Origin of the sequence: Campylobacter coli (assembly GCF_009730395.1) — a bacterium.
Taxonomy (GTDB): domain Bacteria; phylum Campylobacterota; class Campylobacteria; order Campylobacterales; family Campylobacteraceae; genus Campylobacter_D; species Campylobacter_D coli.
The window spans coordinates 496,045-517,149 of record NZ_CP046317.1 but is presented as its reverse complement, the minus strand read 5'-3'; the positions used below and the strand labels follow the sequence as shown (position 1 = coordinate 517,149).

The 21,105-nt window shown below is 31.5% G+C and carries 20 protein-coding genes; 3 read left to right on the top strand and 17 right to left on the bottom strand.

Annotated features, from left to right (window positions below; genetic code table 11):
• Positions 1–5: 5 nt before the first annotated feature.
• The 13 genes from FOC43_RS02570 to lepA all read right to left on the bottom strand — a co-directional run bounded on the left by FOC43_RS02570 (position 6) and on the right by lepA (position 12,592).
• Positions 6–1,115 carry an ABC transporter substrate-binding protein gene (locus tag FOC43_RS02570; RefSeq protein WP_002779043.1) on the bottom strand — a complete coding sequence of 370 codons (1,110 nt, stop codon included), beginning with the start codon at positions 1,113–1,115 and terminating at the stop codon, positions 6–8.
• The gene (locus FOC43_RS02565) at positions 1,115–2,239 is read right to left on the bottom strand and encodes an ABC transporter substrate-binding protein (protein ID WP_023890828.1); all 1,125 of its coding nucleotides are present in this window, start codon (positions 2,237–2,239) and stop codon (positions 1,115–1,117) included. Before FOC43_RS02565 ends, FOC43_RS02570 begins: the two co-directional genes overlap by 1 nt.
• 35 nt (positions 2,240–2,274) lie before the next feature.
• Positions 2,275–2,706, bottom strand: coding sequence for a c-type cytochrome (locus tag FOC43_RS02560; protein ID WP_002779047.1), 432 nt, complete (start codon positions 2,704–2,706; stop codon positions 2,275–2,277).
• 9 nt (positions 2,707–2,715) lie between these two features.
• The gene (locus tag FOC43_RS02555; RefSeq protein ID WP_004284025.1) at positions 2,716–2,916 is read right to left on the bottom strand and encodes a mini-MOMP protein; all 201 of its coding nucleotides are present in this window, start codon (positions 2,914–2,916) and stop codon (positions 2,716–2,718) included.
• A 53-nt stretch (positions 2,917–2,969) separates the two neighbouring features.
• A complete protein-coding gene (locus FOC43_RS02550) occupies positions 2,970–3,476 on the bottom strand; it encodes a YqhA family protein (protein ID WP_002779051.1) in 507 nt (168 codons plus the stop codon).
• 13 nt (positions 3,477–3,489) lie between these two features.
• Positions 3,490–4,521 carry an aspartate-semialdehyde dehydrogenase gene (locus FOC43_RS02545; protein WP_002779054.1) on the bottom strand — a complete coding sequence of 344 codons (1,032 nt, stop codon included), beginning with the start codon at positions 4,519–4,521 and terminating at the stop codon, positions 3,490–3,492.
• Positions 4,521–5,819 (bottom strand): sigma-54-dependent transcriptional regulator, encoded by a 1,299-nt coding sequence (locus tag FOC43_RS02540; protein WP_002790196.1) that lies wholly within the window; start codon positions 5,817–5,819, stop codon positions 4,521–4,523. The genes FOC43_RS02545 and FOC43_RS02540 overlap by 1 nt, the downstream gene beginning before the upstream one ends.
• A 48-nt stretch (positions 5,820–5,867) precedes the next feature.
• Entirely contained in the window at positions 5,868–6,317 is a 450-nt protein-coding gene (locus FOC43_RS02535; protein WP_002779058.1) for a hypothetical protein, read from the bottom strand.
• Positions 6,293–6,814, bottom strand: coding sequence for a flagellar assembly lipoprotein FlgP (flgP, locus tag FOC43_RS02530; RefSeq protein ID WP_004284020.1), 522 nt, complete (start codon positions 6,812–6,814; stop codon positions 6,293–6,295). Before flgP ends, FOC43_RS02535 begins: the two co-directional genes overlap by 25 nt.
• Positions 6,815–6,881: 67 nt before the next feature.
• On the bottom strand, positions 6,882–9,449 hold the full coding sequence (gene gyrA / locus FOC43_RS02525; RefSeq protein WP_002779062.1) for a DNA gyrase subunit A: 2,568 nt from the start codon (positions 9,447–9,449) through the stop codon (positions 6,882–6,884).
• Positions 9,450–9,488: 39 nt separating this feature from the next.
• Complete coding sequence (locus FOC43_RS02520; RefSeq protein ID WP_002779063.1) at positions 9,489–10,064, bottom strand: phosphoribosyltransferase family protein; 576 nt, start codon at positions 10,062–10,064, stop codon at positions 9,489–9,491.
• Positions 10,061–10,705, bottom strand: coding sequence for an outer membrane lipoprotein MapA (gene mapA, locus FOC43_RS02515; protein ID WP_002779064.1), 645 nt, complete (start codon positions 10,703–10,705; stop codon positions 10,061–10,063). The genes FOC43_RS02520 and mapA overlap by 4 nt, the downstream gene beginning before the upstream one ends.
• Positions 10,706–10,795: 90 nt before the next feature.
• The gene (lepA, locus tag FOC43_RS02510) at positions 10,796–12,592 is read right to left on the bottom strand and encodes a translation elongation factor 4 (protein ID WP_002779065.1); all 1,797 of its coding nucleotides are present in this window, start codon (positions 12,590–12,592) and stop codon (positions 10,796–10,798) included.
• Positions 12,593–12,717: 125 nt separating this feature from the next.
• Between lepA and cmeD the strand changes: the two genes are divergently transcribed.
• From cmeD to cmeF, 3 genes are read left to right on the top strand one after another with little or no spacing between them, the layout of a single operon-like run.
• Positions 12,718–13,992, top strand: a complete 1,275-nt coding sequence (gene cmeD, locus FOC43_RS02505; RefSeq protein WP_002779066.1) for a multidrug efflux RND transporter outer membrane subunit CmeD — start codon at positions 12,718–12,720, stop codon at positions 13,990–13,992.
• Positions 13,989–14,729, top strand: coding sequence for a multidrug efflux RND transporter periplasmic adaptor subunit CmeE (gene cmeE, locus FOC43_RS02500; RefSeq protein ID WP_002779067.1), 741 nt, complete (start codon positions 13,989–13,991; stop codon positions 14,727–14,729). Before cmeD ends, cmeE begins: the two co-directional genes overlap by 4 nt.
• Positions 14,730–14,731: 2 nt before the next feature.
• Positions 14,732–17,749, top strand: a complete 3,018-nt coding sequence (gene cmeF / locus FOC43_RS02495) for a multidrug efflux RND transporter permease subunit CmeF (RefSeq protein WP_002779068.1) — start codon at positions 14,732–14,734, stop codon at positions 17,747–17,749.
• 23 nt (positions 17,750–17,772) lie between these two features.
• On the opposite strand, the gene FOC43_RS02490 is transcribed toward cmeF, so the two are convergent.
• From FOC43_RS02490 to FOC43_RS02475, 4 genes are read right to left on the bottom strand one after another with little or no spacing between them, the layout of a single operon-like run.
• The gene (locus tag FOC43_RS02490; protein ID WP_031263868.1) at positions 17,773–18,579 is read right to left on the bottom strand and encodes an adenylosuccinate lyase; all 807 of its coding nucleotides are present in this window, start codon (positions 18,577–18,579) and stop codon (positions 17,773–17,775) included.
• Position 18,580: 1 nt separating this feature from the next.
• Positions 18,581–19,300: an arginyltransferase gene (locus tag FOC43_RS02485; RefSeq protein WP_002779070.1), complete on the bottom strand. Its 720-nt coding sequence runs from the start codon at positions 19,298–19,300 to the stop codon at positions 18,581–18,583.
• Entirely contained in the window at positions 19,300–19,536 is a 237-nt protein-coding gene (locus FOC43_RS02480) for a hypothetical protein (protein WP_002780315.1), read from the bottom strand. The genes FOC43_RS02485 and FOC43_RS02480 overlap by 1 nt, the downstream gene beginning before the upstream one ends.
• Positions 19,536–20,978, bottom strand: coding sequence for an acetyl-CoA carboxylase subunit A (locus FOC43_RS02475; protein ID WP_002779072.1), 1,443 nt, complete (start codon positions 20,976–20,978; stop codon positions 19,536–19,538). The genes FOC43_RS02480 and FOC43_RS02475 overlap by 1 nt, the downstream gene beginning before the upstream one ends.
• Positions 20,979–21,105 lie beyond the last annotated feature (127 nt).

Below are 21,105 nucleotides of genomic sequence, written 5' to 3'. Positions count from 1 at the left end.
TTTTCCTAAGGATTTATAGTATCTTTATAAGTTTGTTTTTGATTTTTAATTTCTTTCACTACCACAGAACGAGTTGCATTTCCGCTTTTATCGATACTAATAACCCCAGAAACTCCTTCATAATTGTTTGTTTGGTGAATTTTTTCATTAATACACTCACTTGTAAGTGTATTTTGACAAGCATTCATAGCATTAAACATTACAAAATAAGCATCCGCTCCCATAGCTGTAAAATTTGGAACCTCTTTACTTTGATTTTCCTTTGCGTATTTAGCTATAAAATCTTTACTTAGCTGGGTTGTAGGATTGTTTGCATCAAAGCTATCTGTAAAAATATATCCTTCGCTTGCATTGCCTGCTAATTTAATAAAAGTAGCATCTGCAACCCCATCAGCTGAACCCATTGGGGTATTTAAACCTATGAGCTTTGCTTGCCTAACAAACAAAGAAGCTTCGCTATAATAAAGCGGAAGGAAAATAAAATCAGGATTTAAAATTTTAATTTGAGTTGCAATAGCTTTAAAATCTTTATCGCCTGAATTTACTCTAAGAGTTTTTAAAATTTCACCACCCTTAGCCTTAAATTCTTTTTCAAAAGCCTTAGCAAGTCCTAAAGAATAATCCGTACTTTGATCAACCACAATTACAGCTTTTTTGTGGTTTAATTTTTCAAAAGCGTATTTTGCCAAAGATGAGCCTTGAAAACTATCCATAAAGCAAACTCTACTTGAATATAATTTGTTTTCTAAAAGCTTATCTCCTGTTGCAGCAGGAGCGATAAGAGGAACTTTATTTTCTTCAGCTATGCGCATTACTTGTAAAGTATTTGCAGTAACCATTTCACCGATAAGTCCTAATACCTTATCTTGATTTACAAGGCGGGTAGCAGCACTTGCGGATTCGATCTTATCTCCCTTAGTATCCAAAACAACAAGATTGATTTTATCTCCGTTAGCTAAAGTACTTTGCATTTCATTAGCTAATTTTATACCCTCTAAAGCACTTTGTCCATAAGCTGCCGTTGCCCCACTTAAAGGTAAAACAACTCCTAAATTTACTTCTTTTGCTTGTAAACTTAAAGCCAAAGCTGCTGCTAAAATTATTTTCTTTTTCATTACTTTTCCTTAGGATTGATTAAAGTTTTATAAACTTGCTTGCCATCTTGTATTTCTTTTATAACAACAGGACGAATTGCATTACCGCTTGCATCAATGCTAATAATTCCACCCACACCTTCGTAATTGCTTGTTTGATGGATTTTTTCATTGATACACTCGCTAGTAAGTGTATTTTGGCAAGCATTCATAGCATTTAGCATTACATAATAAGCATCCGCACCCATAGCTGAAAAAGCTGGAAGATTTGCATTGCCTTTTATTTTTTCATATTCATTGATAAAAGTTTTACCACGAGCAGTAGAAGGGTTACTTGAGTCAAAACTATCTGTAAAAACCACTCCATTTACAGCAGTTGAGCCCAAATCTATAAAAGTTTGATTATTAACCCCATCTCCAGCAGCTAATAATTTATCAAAACCAATTTGTTTAGCTTGTCTAGCAATAAGAGCAGCTTCAGGATGATAAATTGGCATATAAACAAAATCAGGATTTAAACTTTTAAGCTGTGAAACTACAGCTCTAAAATCTTTATCGCCTGAACTGATTGCAAGTTTTTTGATCACCTTACCGCCATTCTCTTTTAAAGATTTTTCAAAAGCTTTTGCAAGTCCTAAAGAATAAACATTACTTTGATCTATAATAACAACAGTATTTTTAAGGTTTAATTCTTTTGTAACATAACTCGCAAATTTATCCCCTTGAAAACTATCGCTAAAGCACACACGAGAAGCGTATTTTTTGCCCTCTAGAAGTTTATCTCCTGAAGCTACTGGAGCAATGAGTGGAATTTTTTTATCTTCTACAATTGATATAGCTTGTATAGTATTTGGCGTGGTAGCCTCTCCTATAATCCCTATAACCTTATCTTGCGCTATAAGACGATTTACTGCACTTGTAGTTTCAAGTTTATCGCCTTTAGTATCAATAACGATTAACTTTACTTCATCACCATTATCTAACTTAGCATTTAATTTATTAGCAAGTTCTATACCATTAAAAACATCTTGCCCATAAGCAGCCACTGGTCCTGTTAATGGCAACACTACTCCTAAATTAATTGTTTTTGCATATAAACAATTTGCCAAAGCTAAGGCACTAAAAACTAAAGTAACTTTTTTCATCTTATCCATCCTTTCATTAAATTAAACTCAATATTTTATTTTAAAAAAGTATTATGTTTCGTTTTTTGCGGTGGTTCTTCTTCTAATAAATCTTTCACTTGCAAATCAACAGCAAAATTTCCACCCTTGATATATGCAATGATATTATCCATATCATCGTGGCTTAAATTTCTAGCATAAAAAGCCATTTGTGAAGCATTAGCAGAAGTACTACCATCAAGAGTATAACCCACCAAGGCCGCTTTAATATCCTCAGGAGACATATCTTTTAATACTCTAGAACCTGCGACACTTTTTTCAGCATTATCTCCATGGCAAGTATTGCATTTATTTTTAAAATATAAATCCTTGGCTTGAACCATATCGTATTGTTTATTTGCATCAAAAGTATAAGTAAAAAAAGACTTCAAATTTATACCAAAAAGCGCTACAACAAAAATCGAAAAAATTGTCAAGTAACGAAACATATCCTACCTCTATTTTATAGTGATTTCGGTGCGGTTTGTAACATTGTGTTTTTTGTTTTTATTATCTGTTTTTTTAACCCTTTGCGTCTCGTATCTATAGCGCACAACGCCCGAAACTTCAACATCTTTAAAAACTTCATCTAAGGGAGCCGCATAAGAAAAAGTTAAAACATTAATTACCGCCGATAAAATCAAAAATAGCTTTTTCATAATCACCCTTACAAACCAAAATTTTAATTATATCAAAAAAAGATAATCAAGCCTCAATGTCCGCCCTTGTGTAAAAAATAAAGCCCCACACAAAGAGCTAAAATAGATCCGGCAAGAAAAGCCATATCTGTAGGAGTAGCAAATTTCATTTGTAATACCCTTTGAAAGAAATTTACTACCAAAACCATGATAATCACTTTTGCAAGCTTATCTTTAAGCTGATCTAAACTATGCACCTCCAAGACTTTACTTTGCTTGGTTTGTTTAAATTCTTCTATCTCGCTAATAAAAAGTTCATACACTCCAAAAGAAAAAATAAATAAAACCAAAGCCATAAGATAAAGATCTACAGCTCCTATAATCAAAGCTACCACATCTTCATGTAAATCAATCTTGATTCCAGCGCTAAAGAAATATTGATAAGTATAAAGAATTACTTTTAAAACATCATAGCTTGCAATAAAAAATAAAACAAAAGCGCCCACAAGACCGAATATTACGGGTAAAATTGTAACAATACGACTTTTAACAAGCAAGGATTCAAAAATTTTCTCTAACACTCTTTTACTCCTTTTATTTATTTTCTAATTCTAACCATTTTTGAGCAATGCGCACTGCATTTGTAGCAGCACCTACGCGAATTTGATCTGCTACGCACCAAAGATGAAGTATATTTTTATGTGCAACATCTAAGCGAATTCTACCCACATAGGTTTCATTTGTATCGCTAGTCATTAAAGGCATAGGATATTTTTTATCTTTTGGTTCATCTATAACAACAACACTTGGTGCATTTTGGAGTATATCTCTTGCTTTATTTACATCTACTTCTTTTGCAAAATGCATAGTAATTGCTTCACTATGACTTCTTAAAACTGGAACTCTTACACAAGTAGCTGAAATTTCTAAATTTTTATGAAGAATTTTTTGTGTTTCATTGATCATTTTAAGCTCTTCTTTTGTATAGCCATTATCCATAAATACATCAATTTGAGGAATCAAATTAAGTGCTAAAGTATGAGGAAATGTTTGAGCTTCAAATTCATCAAGCTTGAAAGCAAAAAAGCTTTGCATTGCGCGAACCAATTCTTCCATACCTTCCTTACCTGCTCCACTTGCTGCTTGATAGGTACTTACATCCACACGCTTTAAATCAAAAGCATCATTTAAAGGTTTTAAAATATGCACCATTTGTATAGTTGAACAATTTGGATTTGCAATGATACCTGTTTTTTTCCATTCTTTAATATCTTCAGGATTGCATTCTGGAACGACTAAAGGCACATCTTTTTCCATTCTAAAATGACTTGTGTTATCAATTATCACAGCACCTGCTTCTGCAGCAAATTTAGCATATTTTTCACTTACACTTCCGCCTGCACTAAAAAAAGCTATATCTACAGGATTTTCTCTAAAAACATCCTCGGTAAGCTCTTTTATTGTATAAGATTTGCCTCTAAATTCTATTTGATTACCTGCGCTTTTTGCACTAGCCAAAGGCAAAATACTCTCGACTGGAAAATCAAGCTCATCTAATACATTTAAAAGCTCTTCTCCAACCGCACCTGTTGCTCCAACTATAGCTATTTTTTGTTTTTTTGACATTATTTTTCCTTTATTTTGTATTGTTTGATTTTATTGTTTAAATTTTCTATACTCATTCCAAGTTCGTTGCTTACTTTTTCTTTATCAAATTCACATTGCTCTAAAATTTGCTCTAGCAATTCTTTTTCTAAATTTTTTACATCTTTTTTTACACTTCTTGCTTCTAAAAATAAATCTTGTTCTGAAATTTCTAATCCCTCGCTTAAAATACAAGCACGCTGAACTATAGAAATAAGCTCTCTTATATTGCCTGGAAAATTATATTCAAGCAAAGCTTTTTGAGCTTCTTGACTTATTTTTTTCATTTCGAGCTCATACTCTTTACAAGTATTTTCTAAAACTTTTTGCGCTATGCCCAAAATTTCTTCTTTTCTTTCTCTTAAAGGGGGTATATTAATAGGAACTGTATTTAAACGATAATACAAATCCGATCTAAATTCTCCATTATCGATCTTATCTTGCAAATTTGCATTGGTCGCACTAATAATCCTTACATCTATTTTGATACTTTTAGTACTTCCAAGTCTTGTGATTTCTTTTTCTTGCAAGGCCCTTAAGAGTTTGGCTTGAATTTCATAAGGCATTTCACCTATTTCATCTAAAAATAAAGTTCCATTATTTGCCATTTCAAAAAGTCCTATTTTGGTGGCATTAGCATCAGTAAATGCCCCTTTTTCAAATCCAAAAAGCTCACTTTCTATCAAATTTGAAGGGATGGCAGCCATATTGATAGCTACAAAAGGCTTTTGGGAGCGTTTAGAATTTTGATGAATAAAACGTGAAAAAACTTCTTTACCCACGCCACTCTCACCAAAAAGCATAACTGATGCATCTGTTTTAGCAGCCTTTTGACTCAAGCTTAAAACTTGTTCTAATTTATCAGAACTCGAGAAAAAACCATTTTCTTGTTTTTCTTCTTGCTTTTTTATTTTTTTATCCGCAGTTTTTTCTCGAATAACTTTTGCACGCTTGATAGCCTCAACCAAAGTTTCTATATCAAAAGGTTTAGTTAAAAAATCCTTCACACCTAAGCGTACCGCTTCTATGGCGCGATTTAAAGTTGCATTTCCTGTCATAATGATAAAATCATATTTATTTTCACAAGCCTTAATAAATTCTAGTCCATCAATTCCAGGCATATTAATATCTGTAATAATCAAATCTGTATCTGAATCAATTTTTTTTAAAGCTTCTGTGGCTGATTTGTAAGATTTTATTTGAAATTCTTCATATTCCCCAAGAGCTATTTCAAGGGATTTTCGCATATTGATATCATCTTCAACAATCACCAAATTCATAACTAGCCTTTGATTTTTTAGCAAATAATAGCAAAATACGGCTTAAATTTACTTTTTTTTAAGATAGTAAATCAAAGCATTTCTTTCTCCAAATTCTACACTAAAACGCAAAGGTAAAATTTTAACATAGGTTTCATTTTGTGCTTTTAACAAGTCTGTTTTGACTATATCTTTTACAGAAATTCTAGCACCCATAAAACAATCACTTAATTCATCTTTATGGGCATTTAAAAAATCAAATTTAATAGCCTTAGACATATCATCATCTATCATACCCAATTCTGTTCTTGGAAGTTTTTTTAAATCATCATCAGTATAAGAAATTTCGCAAGCAAATTCACTTATAGTATTTTCACTACGCGTCATTGCAGGGGATAAATTTTGACTTTGATGAAAAAGGATTAAATTTTTGTTAGAAAGTTCTGCCCAAAATATAAATTCATCTTGGGCAATTAGTTTAAAACTAAAAAATATTAATAAGCAAACAATTCTTTCCACTTGTCCGCATCAATCTTAAGTTCTACATTAACTCTGTAAAGGCCTTGATTAAAATTCTCATCAATTATGCTAGCATTTTTAATTAAACCATTTACTTGTACAGTGATGGTTGAGCTTCTAAGCATTGCATCTTTTACAGTATCTTTACCATTAACTTTAACGCCATAAAGCTTACTTGCAAGCTGTCTATAAGCATCTGTAATTGCGGCTCTTTTTGCTAATGCTAAAGCTTGAGCACTTGAAACAGTATTAAGAGGAGCAATTCCTTCTCCTACAGCACTAAAACTAAGCTCACTTTCGCTTACATCAGGAGCTAGCATTTTTTCTTCTCTAATAATATCACGAACATCGTCTTTATCCACTTTTTGAACAACAATATCCGATGCTTGAGCTGAAGTACTTGGACTATTTGGATTTTTAGCTGTAGTACTGTTTGTACTCGCTGTACACCCTGCAAAAATTCCTGCTATTATTAGCATAAAATAAAATTTTTTCATATTTACACCTTCAAAATATTGTAATTATTTGATAAAAAAGCAAAAAGCGTTCCAACTCAAATAACTATTATAAATTTAAATCTAAGTTTTCATCGCTTATTTCATCCTCAAGCTCTTCTTTAGGACATTTAGCGATGCTAACCACCTCGTCATTTTCAACATTAACCACAATAACACCACTGGTATTACGCCCCGCTTTTCTAATGCTTTGCATATCAACGCGTATCATTTTACCACTGCTTGTTAGTGCCATTAAATCCATACTTTCATCTACAATTACAACGCTAATAAGCTCTTTGGTTTTATCGGTTAACTTCATACAAATGACACCTTTTCCGCCTCTGCTTTGAAGTCTATATTCTCCCGCATTTGTTCGCTTTCCTATACCCTTAGCGCTGATACTTAAAATCTCTTGCTCATCATTTTCTATAACAACAGCACCTACTAATTCGTCATTTTTCTCTTTAAACTTAATAGCTGTTACCCCACGACTTACGCGACCAATCTCACGCACTTTTGCAAGAGGAAATTTAATACACATACCCTTTTTAGTCACTGCAAAGAGCATTTTACCCTTAATGGATTCAATTAAATTTTCATCAGAGTTTGTATTTTCATCATTAAGACTGTCATCATCTAAAAGTCCTGTTTCTTCATTCTCATCTCTTTGAACGATAATAGCAGTAACTAATTCATCATTTTCATCTAAGTTAATCGCTTTTACACCCACACTTCTGATATTTTGATATTCACTTAAATTGGTGCGTTTTACTATACCATTTTTAGTAAAGAAACATAAGGATTTGTTTTCATCAAAATCAGTAGTCGGAATGATAGCCATGATTTTTTCATCAGCTTGTAAATTAATCAAATTAACAACCGCTTTTCCTTTAGCTGTTCTTGAGCCTTCAGGTATCTTATAAACTTTCAACCAATAAAGCTGTCCTCTATCAGTAACAAACATTAATGTATCATGAGTATTAGCAGTAAAGAAACTTTCGATAAAATCATCATCATAAGTCGTTACAGCAAGCTTACCTTTTCCACCGCGTTTTTGTTTTTCGTATTGTTTACTTGGCACTCTTTTAATGTATCCACGATGAGTAATGGTTACAACCATATTTTCATTAGGAATCAAATCTTCAATATCAATATCATCATAATCATCTTCTATTTGCGTAATACGCGGCACATCAAATTTGCTTTTTATCTCTTTTAATTCATCGCGGATAAGATTTTCTAGCAAAGTTTCGCTTTTTAAAATCTCATCAAGTCTTGCGATTTCTTTCATAAGCTCTGCAAGTTCATTTTCAATTTTTTCTCTTTCAAGTCCTGTTAAACGGCCGAGTTTCATATCTAAAATCGCATTAGCTTGAAGCTCGGTAAGTCCAAATTTAGCTACCAAAGAATCTCTTGCTGTAGTATTATCAGGACTATTTTTAATTAAAGCTATAACTTCATCAATATTATCTAAAGCTATTTTTAAACCTTCTAAAATGTGAGCTCTTGCTCTTGCTTTTTGAAGTTCAAAAATTGTTCGTCTGATAATCACTGTTTTTCTATGGTTTAAGAAAAGATTTAAAAGTTCAATTAAAGAAAAGATTTTTGGCTCTTTGTTGTGAATAGCAAGCATAATCACACCAAAAGTACTTTCCATTGTAGTAGATTTAAAAAGATTATTAAGCACTATCTCACTCATCGCCTCACGCTTGAGTTCGATTACAACACGAATTCCTTCTCTATCACTCTCATCTCTAACTTCTGAAATTCCTTCGATTTGCTTTTCTTTTACAAGCTCTGCAATTTGTTCTATGAGTCTTGCTTTATTAGTCTGATATGGAAGTTCATCTATAACGATAATGTCTTTATTGGATTTTTTTTCTATGTGAGTTTTAGCTCTTATTTTTACTCTACCACGCCCTGTGCGATAAGCTTCGATAATGCCTTTTTTGCCATAAATTATCCCACCCGTTGGGAAATCAGGACCTTTGATAAATTGCATCAAATCTTCTAAACTAGCATCCTTATGATCAAGCAAATACAAAAGTCCATCTACAAGCTCGTTAAGACTATGCGGAGGAATATTTGTCGCCATACCTACAGCAATACCACTAGAGCCATTTAATAATAAATTTGGCACCCTAGCAGGTAAAACATCGGGCTCACTCATAGAATCATCGTAGTTTGGAACAAAATCTACCGTATCTTTATCTATATCGCGTAAAAGCTCTTCTGCTAAAATTGTCATTCTAGCTTCAGTATAACGCATTGCAGCAGCGCCATCACCATCGATAGAACCAAAGTTTCCTTGTCCATCGATACTTGGATAACGCATAGAGAAATCTTGTGCCATTCTTACTAAGGCATCGTAAACAGCAGTATCGCCATGTGGATGATACTTACCGATAACATCCCCTACTATACGAGCAGATTTTTTATATGCACTTCTACTTCCTACGCCAAGATCATTCATAGCATAAAGTATTCTTCTGTGAACAGGCTTTAAGCCATCTCTAGCGTCAGGAAGTGCACGACCGATAATAACGCTCATAGAATAATCTAAATAACTACTTTTAATAGAATTTTCTATATCTATAAGTTCAATATCAGAATCTTTATTAAAAATATTCTCCATCAATTTTCCTTCGCAATTTCAAACTATTATTATAGCATATTAAACTTTTGCATCAGCTAAAACAACCGCAAAAAGAACAGAAATTTTATTTTTTTCTAAAAATTGCTTAGCTTCAAGTAAACTAGAACCCGAAGATACAATATCATCTACCAAAATTACAGGATTGTTAATTTTTTTTAAAAGTTTAAATTTTCTTTTATTGTCTTGTCTAAATTTTAAACTTTTTCCAGAATACTTTAGATGATTTTGTGCATGTAAGGCACCAAATATAGGCTTAATAAATTCTGTCTTTAAATATTTTGCTAAGATGGCTGAATGAGAATAAAGTAAATTTTCAACTCTATCATCTAAAGGAATAACATTAATTTGCTCATTTACAGAAAAAAAATTTTTAAATTTAAAAAAACTTAATTTTGCCAAGAAATGAAATACAAAATAACCATAAAATTTATGTTTAGCGTGCAAAAGATGTTTAATCTCATGATATTTATAAAAAGAATAAACTTTAAAATCTTTTTCAAGTTCTCTTACGCCTAAAGAAAATTCCGATAATTCTTCAGCGCAATGATGACAAAAACAAAGCAGAGTAAAAACTCCGCAATTTAAACATTTCAAAGCTCTGAGATTATGCTTGCTGCTTTATTTGCCATCTGTTTAATCAGTAAATGTGTGTAAAAACTGATATCTTTTAAATTTTCAAAACCTTGAACATCTTGTTTGGTGCGTAAAGTGAATTTTTTATTTTTATTAATATCACTCAAGCTTAATACTCCAACAAGTCTTGAATGAAGTCCTAGACTATCTTGTTTTGCACTATAACCCGTAAAAGCAAGATCAATTTTAGTTACATAAGGTGAATTGGCTTTATTATCATCAAGGACGATAATACCTCTTGCTTCAAGCTCTTGTTTTAAATAAACATAAAAAATAGCATTAAAATCAAGATTTACAAATAATTTTTGCCCATTGGCATTAAGCACTTTTTGCTCTTCTTTTAAATCATAAAATCTATGCAAGTAGACTTTTTTGAGAGCCACACCCGTATCTAAAGTTCTTTTATTTGCACAACATTGTATCCCAATATCGCTAACATATAAAAGGCCTTTGATTTTTGCCTCAAAACCACTAGAACTCTCGCAAGGAACACACTGAGAAGCTTTAGAAAGCTGATTTACTTGAGTAAAAGTATTTTGTTTGCTCGCACAAGCATTTAAAAATAAAGCCAATGCTATAAAAAATAAAATTTTCTTATTCATCTTTTTCTCCTTAAAAAATATTTTGAAAAATATTTTTCTAAATTGTATTAAAAATACAAGCAAATTTCAAGCCAAGTTTTAAATTTATCATCAATCTATCTTTAAAACACTCAAAAAAGCCTCTTGAGGTAAATTTACCTTACCTATAGCTTTCATTCTTTTTTTACCTTCTTTTTGCTTTTCTAAAAGCTTTCTTTTTCTAGTAATATCCCCACCATAGCATTTTGCGGTTACATTTTTACCCATAGACTTAACCGTTTCTCTTGCGATGATTTTATTGCCTATGCTTGCTTGAATGGCCACTTCAAAAAGCTGTCTAGGAACTATTTCCTTCATAGCACTAACAAGTTCTCTTCCTTTACTTTGCGCTTTTTCATTTGGCACGATAATACTTAAAGCATCGACATTTTCACCCGCTACTTTAATATCAAGCTTTACTAAATCCCCTACACGAAATTCAATAGGCTCATAATCAAAGCTCGCATATCCTTTTGTTAAAGACTTTAATTTATCATAAAAATCCATCACAATCTCATTTAAAGGCACATCGTATTCCAATAAAACACGCTCAGGTGTAATATAGTCCATCTTAACCTGCACTCCTCTTTTTCGATTTAAAAGAGTGATTAAATTTCCTAAAAATTCACTAGGGGTAATGATAGTAGCTTTTACATAAGGCTCTTTGATATGATCGATCTTATTCACCGGCGGTAATTCGCTTGGATTTTGAATTTTTATAAGCTCTCCATCGGTTTGATAAATCTCATAAGTTACAGTTGGTGCTGTGGCGATTAAATCAAGATTAAATTCTCTTTCAAGTCTTTCTTTAATTACTTCCATATGTAAAAGCCCTAAAAATCCTACCCTAAAACCAAAACCTAAAGCTAAAGAGGTTTCAGGCTCATAAGTGATGGAGCTATCATTAAGCTTTAATTTATCCAAAGCATCTCTTAAGTCTTCAAATTTATCCGTTTCTATAGGATAAAGTCCTGCAAATACAAAAGCTTTAGCCTTTTCAAATCCCCCTATGGCTTCTTTGGCTTTGTTTTTTACTAAGGTGATAGTATCGCCCACTTGCACATCACCTACTGTTTTAAGCCCAAGCACTACAACCCCTACTTCGCCTGATTGCAAGGATTGAGTTTTGATAGGACTTAAGGGATGAGGATAAAAAAGATCTTGAACTATATGTTTTTTTTCTGTACTCATTACCAAAACTTCATCATTTTTAGCAATGCTTCCTTCATAAATTCTAACCAAAGCCAAAGCCCCTAGATAATTATCAAACCAAGAATCATAAATTAAAGCCTTAGTAGGAGCTTCATCATCTGTTTTTGGTGCAGGGATTTTAGTAATAATTGTTTCTATAAGCTCTTTTATACCCACTCCTGTTTTTGCACTCACGCAAATTGCATCTTTGCAATCTATACCTATAATATGCTCGATTTCATGCTTTACTTTCTCAACATCAGCATTAGGCAAATCGATTTTATTAATCACAGGAATGATTTCAAGATTATTTTCAAGCGCTATATAAACATTAGCTATAGTCTGTGCTTCAACACCTTGAGAAGCATCTACTACAAGCAAAGCCCCTTCACAACTTGCCAAAGAACGACTCACTTCATAAGAAAAATCCACATGGCCAGGAGTATCAATAAGATTTAAAACAAAATTTTCATTATTAAATTTATAATTTAAACGCACTGATTGTGCTTTTATGGTGATACCACGCTCTTTTTCTATATCCATAGTATCCATAACTTGTGAACTCATCTGCCTATCGCTAATAGCACCACACTCGCTAATAATCCTATCTGCAAGAGTAGATTTTCCATGATCTATATGTGCTATGATGGAAAAATTTCTAATATTTTTTACCGACAAAATTTCATCCTAAATATAAAATTTTAAAGCTAGGATTTTAACAAAATTTATGTTTAAAACAAATAAATTTTATTTTATATAAAAAACTTCAATTGAAATTTATATAAAGCATATTAAAATATCAAATGCTTGAAAAATATTTAAAATCAGCTATATTTTTAGCTCTTTATCCCTTAGCAATGTTAGCTTCTAATTTGCACGAATTTATAGCACTAAGTCAAAATAATGAATCCTATCTCATTAAGCAAATGCAAAGCGAACAAGCAAATTTAGACAAAGAACAAGCTTTTAGAAATTACCTACCCTCTCTTAGTCTAAACTCAGCTTATGTAGCCAACAATAAAGATCGCTTCATTATCGATCCACAAGAAAGTTTATTTGCTAAAGTTTCTCTTAATTTTTTACTTTTTGATGGGGGTGCTAGAGAGGCTAATTTAAGAGCTTTAGAAAGCAAAGAAAAATTAAGCCTTTTAGACAAAGAACAAAGCAAAAATTACCTTGCCCTAAATGCAATCACACTTTATTTTAACACCCTAAGTCTTAAAAAAATTTTACTAGCAAATCAACAAAAAGTAGCTTTTTTAAAATCAACTTTTGAAAGATTGCAAAAATTTTACGACGCAGGACTTAGCCCTAAAGATGAACTTGAAAGCATTAAAGCTAAATACCATTTAAGCTTATTAGAGCTCAGTCAAAATGAATTAAAACTTGCCAATATACAAAAAGAGATTAAAATTTTAAGTGATACAGATTTTAAAGTGCAAGGGAATGCTTTTTTAGAAAATCCGCAACAAGAAAAAAGTCAAAACTATGAAGTAATGATAGCTAAAGAACAAATCAATCTTGCTAAAGAAAGTGTAAATTTAGCAAAAGCTGAATATTTTCCAAAATTTTATATTCAAGATAATTTTAACTTTTATAAAAACAATTATAATCCAAAAGTTCCAGCTCCTTTTGTAAACTTAGCAGATCAATTCTTAGAAAAATATTCTCAAGGTAATCAGTTTATTTTAGGTATGGAATGGAAAATTTTTGATTTCAATGCAAGGGCTAAAGAAGTTGAAAAAGAGCGTTTAAACGTTCAAATAGCCAATGCAAACGCAAGATTTAGTGAGAGAAAAAATAAAGAAGAATTAAATTATTTAGACAAAAGTTTAAAAGTTTTACAAGAACAAATTTTAGCTCTTAATCTTAGCTTAAATGCTGCAAATTTGGCTTTTGAAAGTGTAGATAAAAAATACCAAGCAGGACTTGTTTCTTATGTGGAATATCTTCAAGCTTTAGAGGCTAAATTTAAAGCACAAAGCGATTTAGAGCTTGCTAAAAATGAATTTGAAATTACTAAAGCAAATTATTATTTTAATGCGGGTATAGATCTTAATTCAAAGGTTAAAGAATGAAAAAAATTCTATTTTTACTTCTTGCTTTTAATTACGCCTTTGGCGAAGAAATTTACGCGAGTTTCAATGTAGAAGCATCAAAACAAAGCAAGCTTACCCTTGAAAGCATAGGTTTAGTTCAAAAAATTCCTGTAGAAATTGGACAAAAAGTCAGCAAAGGAGAACTTTTACTTGCTCTTGATCAAGAAAGTGAAAAAATAGCTCTTCAAAATGCTCAAAATTCTTATCAACTTGCCCTTGTAGAATACGAAAATACTAAAAGTAGAATGCAAAAAATCAAAGCTGTAGAAAATGTTATAGACAAACAAAGCTATGAAGATATGAAAGCTAAATTTGATGCAGCTAATTTAAATTTAATCAAAGCAAAAATCAATATAGCTTATTATAAAAATATCATGGCAAAAAAAGAATTGCGTGCACCTTATGATGCTATTATCGCAAACAAATTTATACAAGTGGGCGAAGGAGTAGGAGGAGTAGCTCAACCTTTGATAGAAATTTTTTCCTATCCACAAAGCAAACTGATTTTAAGTTTTGATGAAAAATATAAAGATAAAGTTAGATTAGGCGATGATTTCTTTTATAAAATCGATCAAAATGGTACAGAATTGAAAGGAAAAATCAGCCTTATTTATCCAAGTATAGAAGTAAAAACAAGAAAAATTTATGCTGAAGTGCAAACCACAAATCTAACACCAGGGCTTTTTGGTGAAGGTAGAATCATCACTAAAGATTAAAAATGTTTAAACTAGCTATAAACCGACCTATTACCGTGCTAATGTTTTTCTTAGCTCTTATGATTTTTGGGCTAATCTCTGCTTTTAGCATGAGTGTAAATTTATTTCCTAATGTTTCCATACCTCTTATAAAAATCACAAGCAAGATAAATGGGGATTTAAATTTCGTAGAATCAAAAGTCACTAAAGAAATAGAAAATGCTTTAAGTGAAATCGATGGAGTAAAGACCATAACCTCAACTGCATATGATAATTTTAGTGTAAGTGTAGTTGAGTTTAAACTGGGTAAAAATCTTGAAGTAGCTGCCAATGATGTGCGTGATAAAATAGGAACTTTAAGCCTACCTTCTAAGCCTGAAATTGAAAAAATCAGTTCAGATTCTGGTTCTGCTATTTCACTTTTTCTATATTCTAAAGATAAATTACAACTCATGCGTGAAATTAATGATAAAATCAAGCCTTTTTTGCAAAGGATTGATGGGGTAGGAAAAATCGAAGCTAAGGGGTTTTTAGAACCCCAAATTCGCATAGAATTAAAACCAAACGAACTTAGAAAATACAATCTTAACGCCCTTGATGTAGCAAATATCATCAAAAGTCAAAATTTTAAACAAGCCCTAGGTGAACTTAACAACAATCAAGATAACTATATCATCAAAGGCTATTTTGAAGCCACAAATTTAGAAGAACTTAGCAATCTTCGCATAAAAACAGGAGTATTTTTAAGTGATATTGCTAATATTTCAAGCCTTTATGAAGATGAAAAACAAAGTGCTTTATACGAAGGTAAAGAAGGGGTGCTTTTAGAACTCGGAAAAATCACAAATTATAACACCCTTGAAATGATTAAAAATGTCAAAAATGCCTTGCCTATTTTAGAAAAACAAATTCCAAAAGATATAAGCATTAATATGCTTTATGATAAAAGCTTAAATATCCACAAGCACCTTTCTCAAGTGATTTTTGATATGGTTTTGGGGATTTTTCTAACCCTTGTTATCGTGTTTTTATTTTTAAGAAATTTAAGTGCAACTCTCATTGCTTGCATAGCTATACCTACTTCTATCATTTCAACTTTTTTTATTATCGATCTTTTAGGCTATGATTTAAACCGCTTAACTTTTATAGCTTTAACCTTAAGCATAGGAATTTTTATCGATGATGCTATAGTAGTGATTGAAAATATTGCTAAAAAACTAAAAACTTATCCGCCTTTACAAGCTGCTTTTTTAGGTATCAATGAAATAGGTTTTAGCGTTTTAAGCATAAGTATAGTTTTACTTTGTGTTTTTATCCCTATTTCTTATATGAACTCTATATCAGGGCTTTTTTTCAATGCCTTAGGCATAAGCGTTGCAAGTGGGATAGTTATAAGCTTTTTGGTTTCTGTATTTTTAATACCTAGTATTGGGGCAAGATTTTTAAATCCAAAAGAAAACAAGTTTTATGAAAAAACAGAAGCTTTTTTTGAAAAAATAGAGCAAAAGTATGAAAATTTACTCTATAAAATTTTACAAAATAAAGTAAAATTTATCCTAGCCACTCTTGTTTTTATAGGGTTTTCTTTTGCTTTAGCCACTCGCATAGGGCTTGATTTTTTACCTATGGAAGATGATAGTGAAATTCAAGTTTTGCTTGAAAGCAAAAAGGATTTAAGTTTAGAAGCCATGAAAGAAAAAAGTTTAAATTTGCTTGAAAAAATCAAAAATGATAGCAATGTCAAATACGCTTTTTTACTTGTAGGCTATGATGATGCCAAAGATGCTACAAAGGCTAAAATTTATGTTAAACTTAAAAATTTAGACGAAAGAAATTTAAGACAAAGTGCCATAGTAAGTTTATATCGTCAAAAATTTCAAGATGAAAGTTTAAAAATCAAAATTTTAGAACTTCCAAAGATAGAGGGTGCAGGCATTGATGATCCCGTGCAATTTTTAATCTTAGGAGATGATTTAAACACTCTAAAAGAAGCTGCTTCTCAGGCAAAAGAAATTTTAGGTACTAATGCACGCATTGTAGATATAAGTGATAATGCTAATGCTACAAAAGATGAAGTAGCCTTACACATCAACAAAGAAAAAGCCAAACTTTTAGATGTCAATCCTCAATATATCGCTGGGGTTTTAGGGTATTCTTTCTCGCAACTTAGCGTAGGAAGCATGGATAGAGGCAATTCAAAAGATGATATTATCCTAAGTTTTGCTCCAGAATTTAAAAAAGACATAGAAGCTTTAAAGCGCATTAGCATTAAAAACAACCAAGGTATAAATTTAGAACTTTCAAGCGTGGTGGATTTTATATACAGTAAAGATTTAAAAACTATCAATCGTTACAATAAAAACCGCTCTGTGAAAATCACAGCTGGAGTGAATGATCTTTCCTTAGGAGCGGTGCAAAAACTTTTACTAGATAATATGGATAAAATTTTAAATAACAATCCAAGTCTTAGCTATGCTTTTTCAGGCTTTATCAATCTTTTAGGTGAAACCGTGCAAGGTTTTGCTATGGCAGTAGCACTTGCTTTTGTTTTAATTTATCTTGTTTTAGCCGCACTTTATGAAAGTTTTATTCTGCCTTTAATCATCATGATAACCATGCCTTTAGCCTTTGGCGGAGCTTCTATAGGGCTTTTTATCACAGGGCATAATTTTTCACTTTTTGTACTTATTGCCATCATCTTACTTTTTGGTATGGTAGGGAAAAATGCTATTTTACTCGTAGATGTAGCTAATAAAAAATGCCATGAAGGTTTAGATCCCGATAAAGCTCTTTTAATCGCTGGAAAATCGCGCTTAAGGGCTATATTGATGACAACTTTTGCTATGATTTTTGCTATGCTCCCACTTGCTCTTTCAAGGGGTGCGGGCTATGAAGCTAATTCTCCTATGGCAATAGCCATTATCTTTGGACTTATAAGTTCGACTTTGCTTACCTTACTCGTAGTACCTGCACTTTTTAAATTTTGTTTTAAACTAGATAGCAAATTAAGAAAAATTTATGAGAGAGAAAAATTAAATTAACCAAAATGATTAATTTAATTTTTTTAAATATTATTCTTATAAAGTGCTTTTAAGTTATCATAGGCGATTTGTATTTTTTCAAACTGTTCTCTTGCGTAAGCTTTTTCTATTGCACTTTTTCCTTGATGAAAATCAGGATGATAAAGTTTTACCAAAATCAAATATTTTTGTCTGATTTCACTAAGATCATTTTGCGGAGTGCATTCTAAAGTATTAAAATAATTACTAAAAAGCTTAGCTAAAGCATTAAATTTCCATTTCATATTTTCTTTATTGTGAATATTTTGGCGAAATTTTTTATACTCTTCGCGGTCAACTTCAAAATTCACGCAATATTTTAAATGCTCGCTCTCATTTGCAAAAGCTTCAAAAAGTTCAAGGGTATTCTCGTTTTTATATTCTAAAATTAGAATATTTGTCATTTCATTATATTCTATATTATGATCTTGAAAATAATTTCTTATATAAGTAATAAATAATTTTTCATTAGAGCTTAACTTCATCAAAATTCTACCCGCAACAAAATCAATCTTGATAAACAACATAGGCTTAAGCATATTATTTTGCTCAAAAATTAATCTAAAAGTTTTAAAATGAGCATCTTGTAAATTCTCTATACCTTCATTTGTGCTTTTACGATATTTTTGATCTAAAACTTTTAAGAAATAACGGCGCTGTGGAATTTCATTTTCTTCAAAAAAAGAAAAAATTTTATTTTTACGCCCTACTACCTTTGTGAAATTTTTGGTAATTAAGTCTTTAAAATACTGAAAAACATTAATATCATCGGTATTAACATTGATAGTTTCTAAAGTTTGCACGATCTGCATCTCATCTCTCCCATAAAATCTCATTCTCAAAAAGCTCTTTTGTGCCTTTTAAAATTTCATTGGGTGTATAATCGGCTTTATACGATAAAGATTGACACTTTTTTACAAAATATCCCAAATAAATATATTTTAATTTTTCTTTTTTGGCTATCTTTATTTCGCTAAGTAAAGAAAATTTACCCAAAGAAAGATGAGAAAAATCTGGATCATAAAAGCAATAAATACTAGAAATTCCATCTTCAAGCCAATCGATTAAATCCACACAAACAAGCTTATCCTCCACATAAAAAGCAAGCTCATAGCCAAAATTCATAAATCCATCAACATAAAGATTGTAATATTGTCTGAAATTTAAATCATATCTTTTCCAAGTTTTTTTCTCTTCCATAAAGCGGTGATATTTATCATACAAAAACAAATGTTCATTACTTAGTAAAGGTTTTCTTAATATGATTTTGGTATTTGTGTTTTTATTGATCACTCTTCTTTCGCTGCGCGAAAATTGATATTCGTCTACTAAAATTCTAAGGCTTAAACATTCTTTGCAATCCTTGCAAATAGGACGAGAAAAATACCTACCAAAACGACGCCAGCCACGCCTGATAAGCTCGCTATTAATTTCCTTAGAGCAATTTTCTATATATTTGTACTCTATCCTAGAACGCCTATCTTTTAGATAAGGACATTCGTCTTCAAGAGTACAAAAACCAATTTCTAGCATTAAATTTTCTTAATATCTGCATTTTTAATAAATTCCAAAAACTCATCCTGTAATTTCTCTTGTTTTAAAAAAACTTCTTGCATTTCTTTATCTAAGTTCATTTCTGGTGGCTGTGTTTTTATCTCTTCATTAAAATGCTTCATATCCTTTTTATTTGAATTTTTAGGGCTTTTTTGCTCCTTAGAATGAGTTTGCATTTCTTTTTTTATGCTCTTAAGACTATCAAAAAAATCCATTATTCTCTACTTTCGCGTATTTTCTTTAAAGTAGCTGCGATTGCAGCGATAACTTCTTCTTTATTATCTTGATGGCGATCTTCGGTATTTTCTAATAATTCTTGCATATGAGTTTCTATGAAAGAAGTGTCAAAATACCCTCTTCTAAATTCTCTTGTTTTAGTAATCGCGATCAAAAATGGTATAGTTGTTCTAATATCTATGGTAAATTCTTTCAAAGCTCTTTCAAGTTTATTAACCGCTAAATCATAACTTGTAGCTTTTATGATTAATTTTGCAAGCATAGAATCATAATAAGGAGGCACGGTATAATCTTTATAAATATGACTGTCCACCCTTACAGATGGTCCAAGTGCTGGATAATACTCCCCTATCTTACCTGGACTTGGAATGAAATTTTTCCATACATTTTCAGCCGTAATCCTTGCTTCTATAGCAAAACCTCTTGGCTTGATATCACTTTGTTCTAGATCTAAAATTTCCCCGCCTGCGATACGAATTTGACGCACGATCAAATCCACACCCGTAATTTCTTCAGTTACAGGATGTTCTACTTGAATTCTTGTATTCATTTCCATAAAATAAAAGCGGTTATAATCATCAAGTAAAAATTCTATAGTCCCCGCATTTGTATAGCCAACAGCCTTAGCAGCAGCCACAGCAGTAACACCCATAGTTTTTCTTAGATTGTCTGAAATTCCAGGACAAGGTGCGATTTCGATCACTTTTTGATGTCTTCTTTGAATAGAACAATCCCTTTCGCAAAGATGGATAATATTTCCATAATTATCCCCTAAAATTTGAAATTCTATATGGCGAGGATTGACTACATATTTTTCCATAAATACTTCATCATTGTTAAAATAAGTCAATGCTTCTCTTTTACACGAATCAAAAGCATTTTCTAATTCTTCTTCTTTATGAACGACGCGAATTCCTCGTCCGCCACCACCTCCTGAAGCCTTTAAAATCACAGGATAGCCTATTTTTTCTGCAAATACTTTGATTTCATCCATGCTATAAGCATTTAATTTTTCTGTTCCTGGAACGATAGGAATCCCATTTTGAGCCATTAATTTACGAGCTATGTTTTTATTTCCCATTTTGTGGATAACTTCAGATTTTGGACCTATAAAAATAATTCCTGCTTCCTCACAAGCTTTAGCAAAATCATAATTTTCACTTAAAAATCCATAACCAGGATGTATAGCATCAGCCCCACAAGCTTTAGCAATTTCTATAATTCTTCCTACATCCAAATAACCCCTTATAGCATCTGTGCCTATGCGATAAGCTTCATCGGCAATTTTTACATGCAAACACTCACGATCAGGTTCTGTAAAAACCGCAACACTTTTAATATGTAAATCCCTACAAGCACGGATTACACGGACAGCTATTTCAGCACGATTTGCTATAAGAATCTTATGAATTTGTACCATAATTTGCCTTTATAAATTTTATTTACATACTCATATTCTAGCAAAATATCCTTACAAAAACTTAGCAAAAAATTTAATTTATTTTAGTTATAATAAACTTTTAAATTATTCCGAAAGAAAAATTACA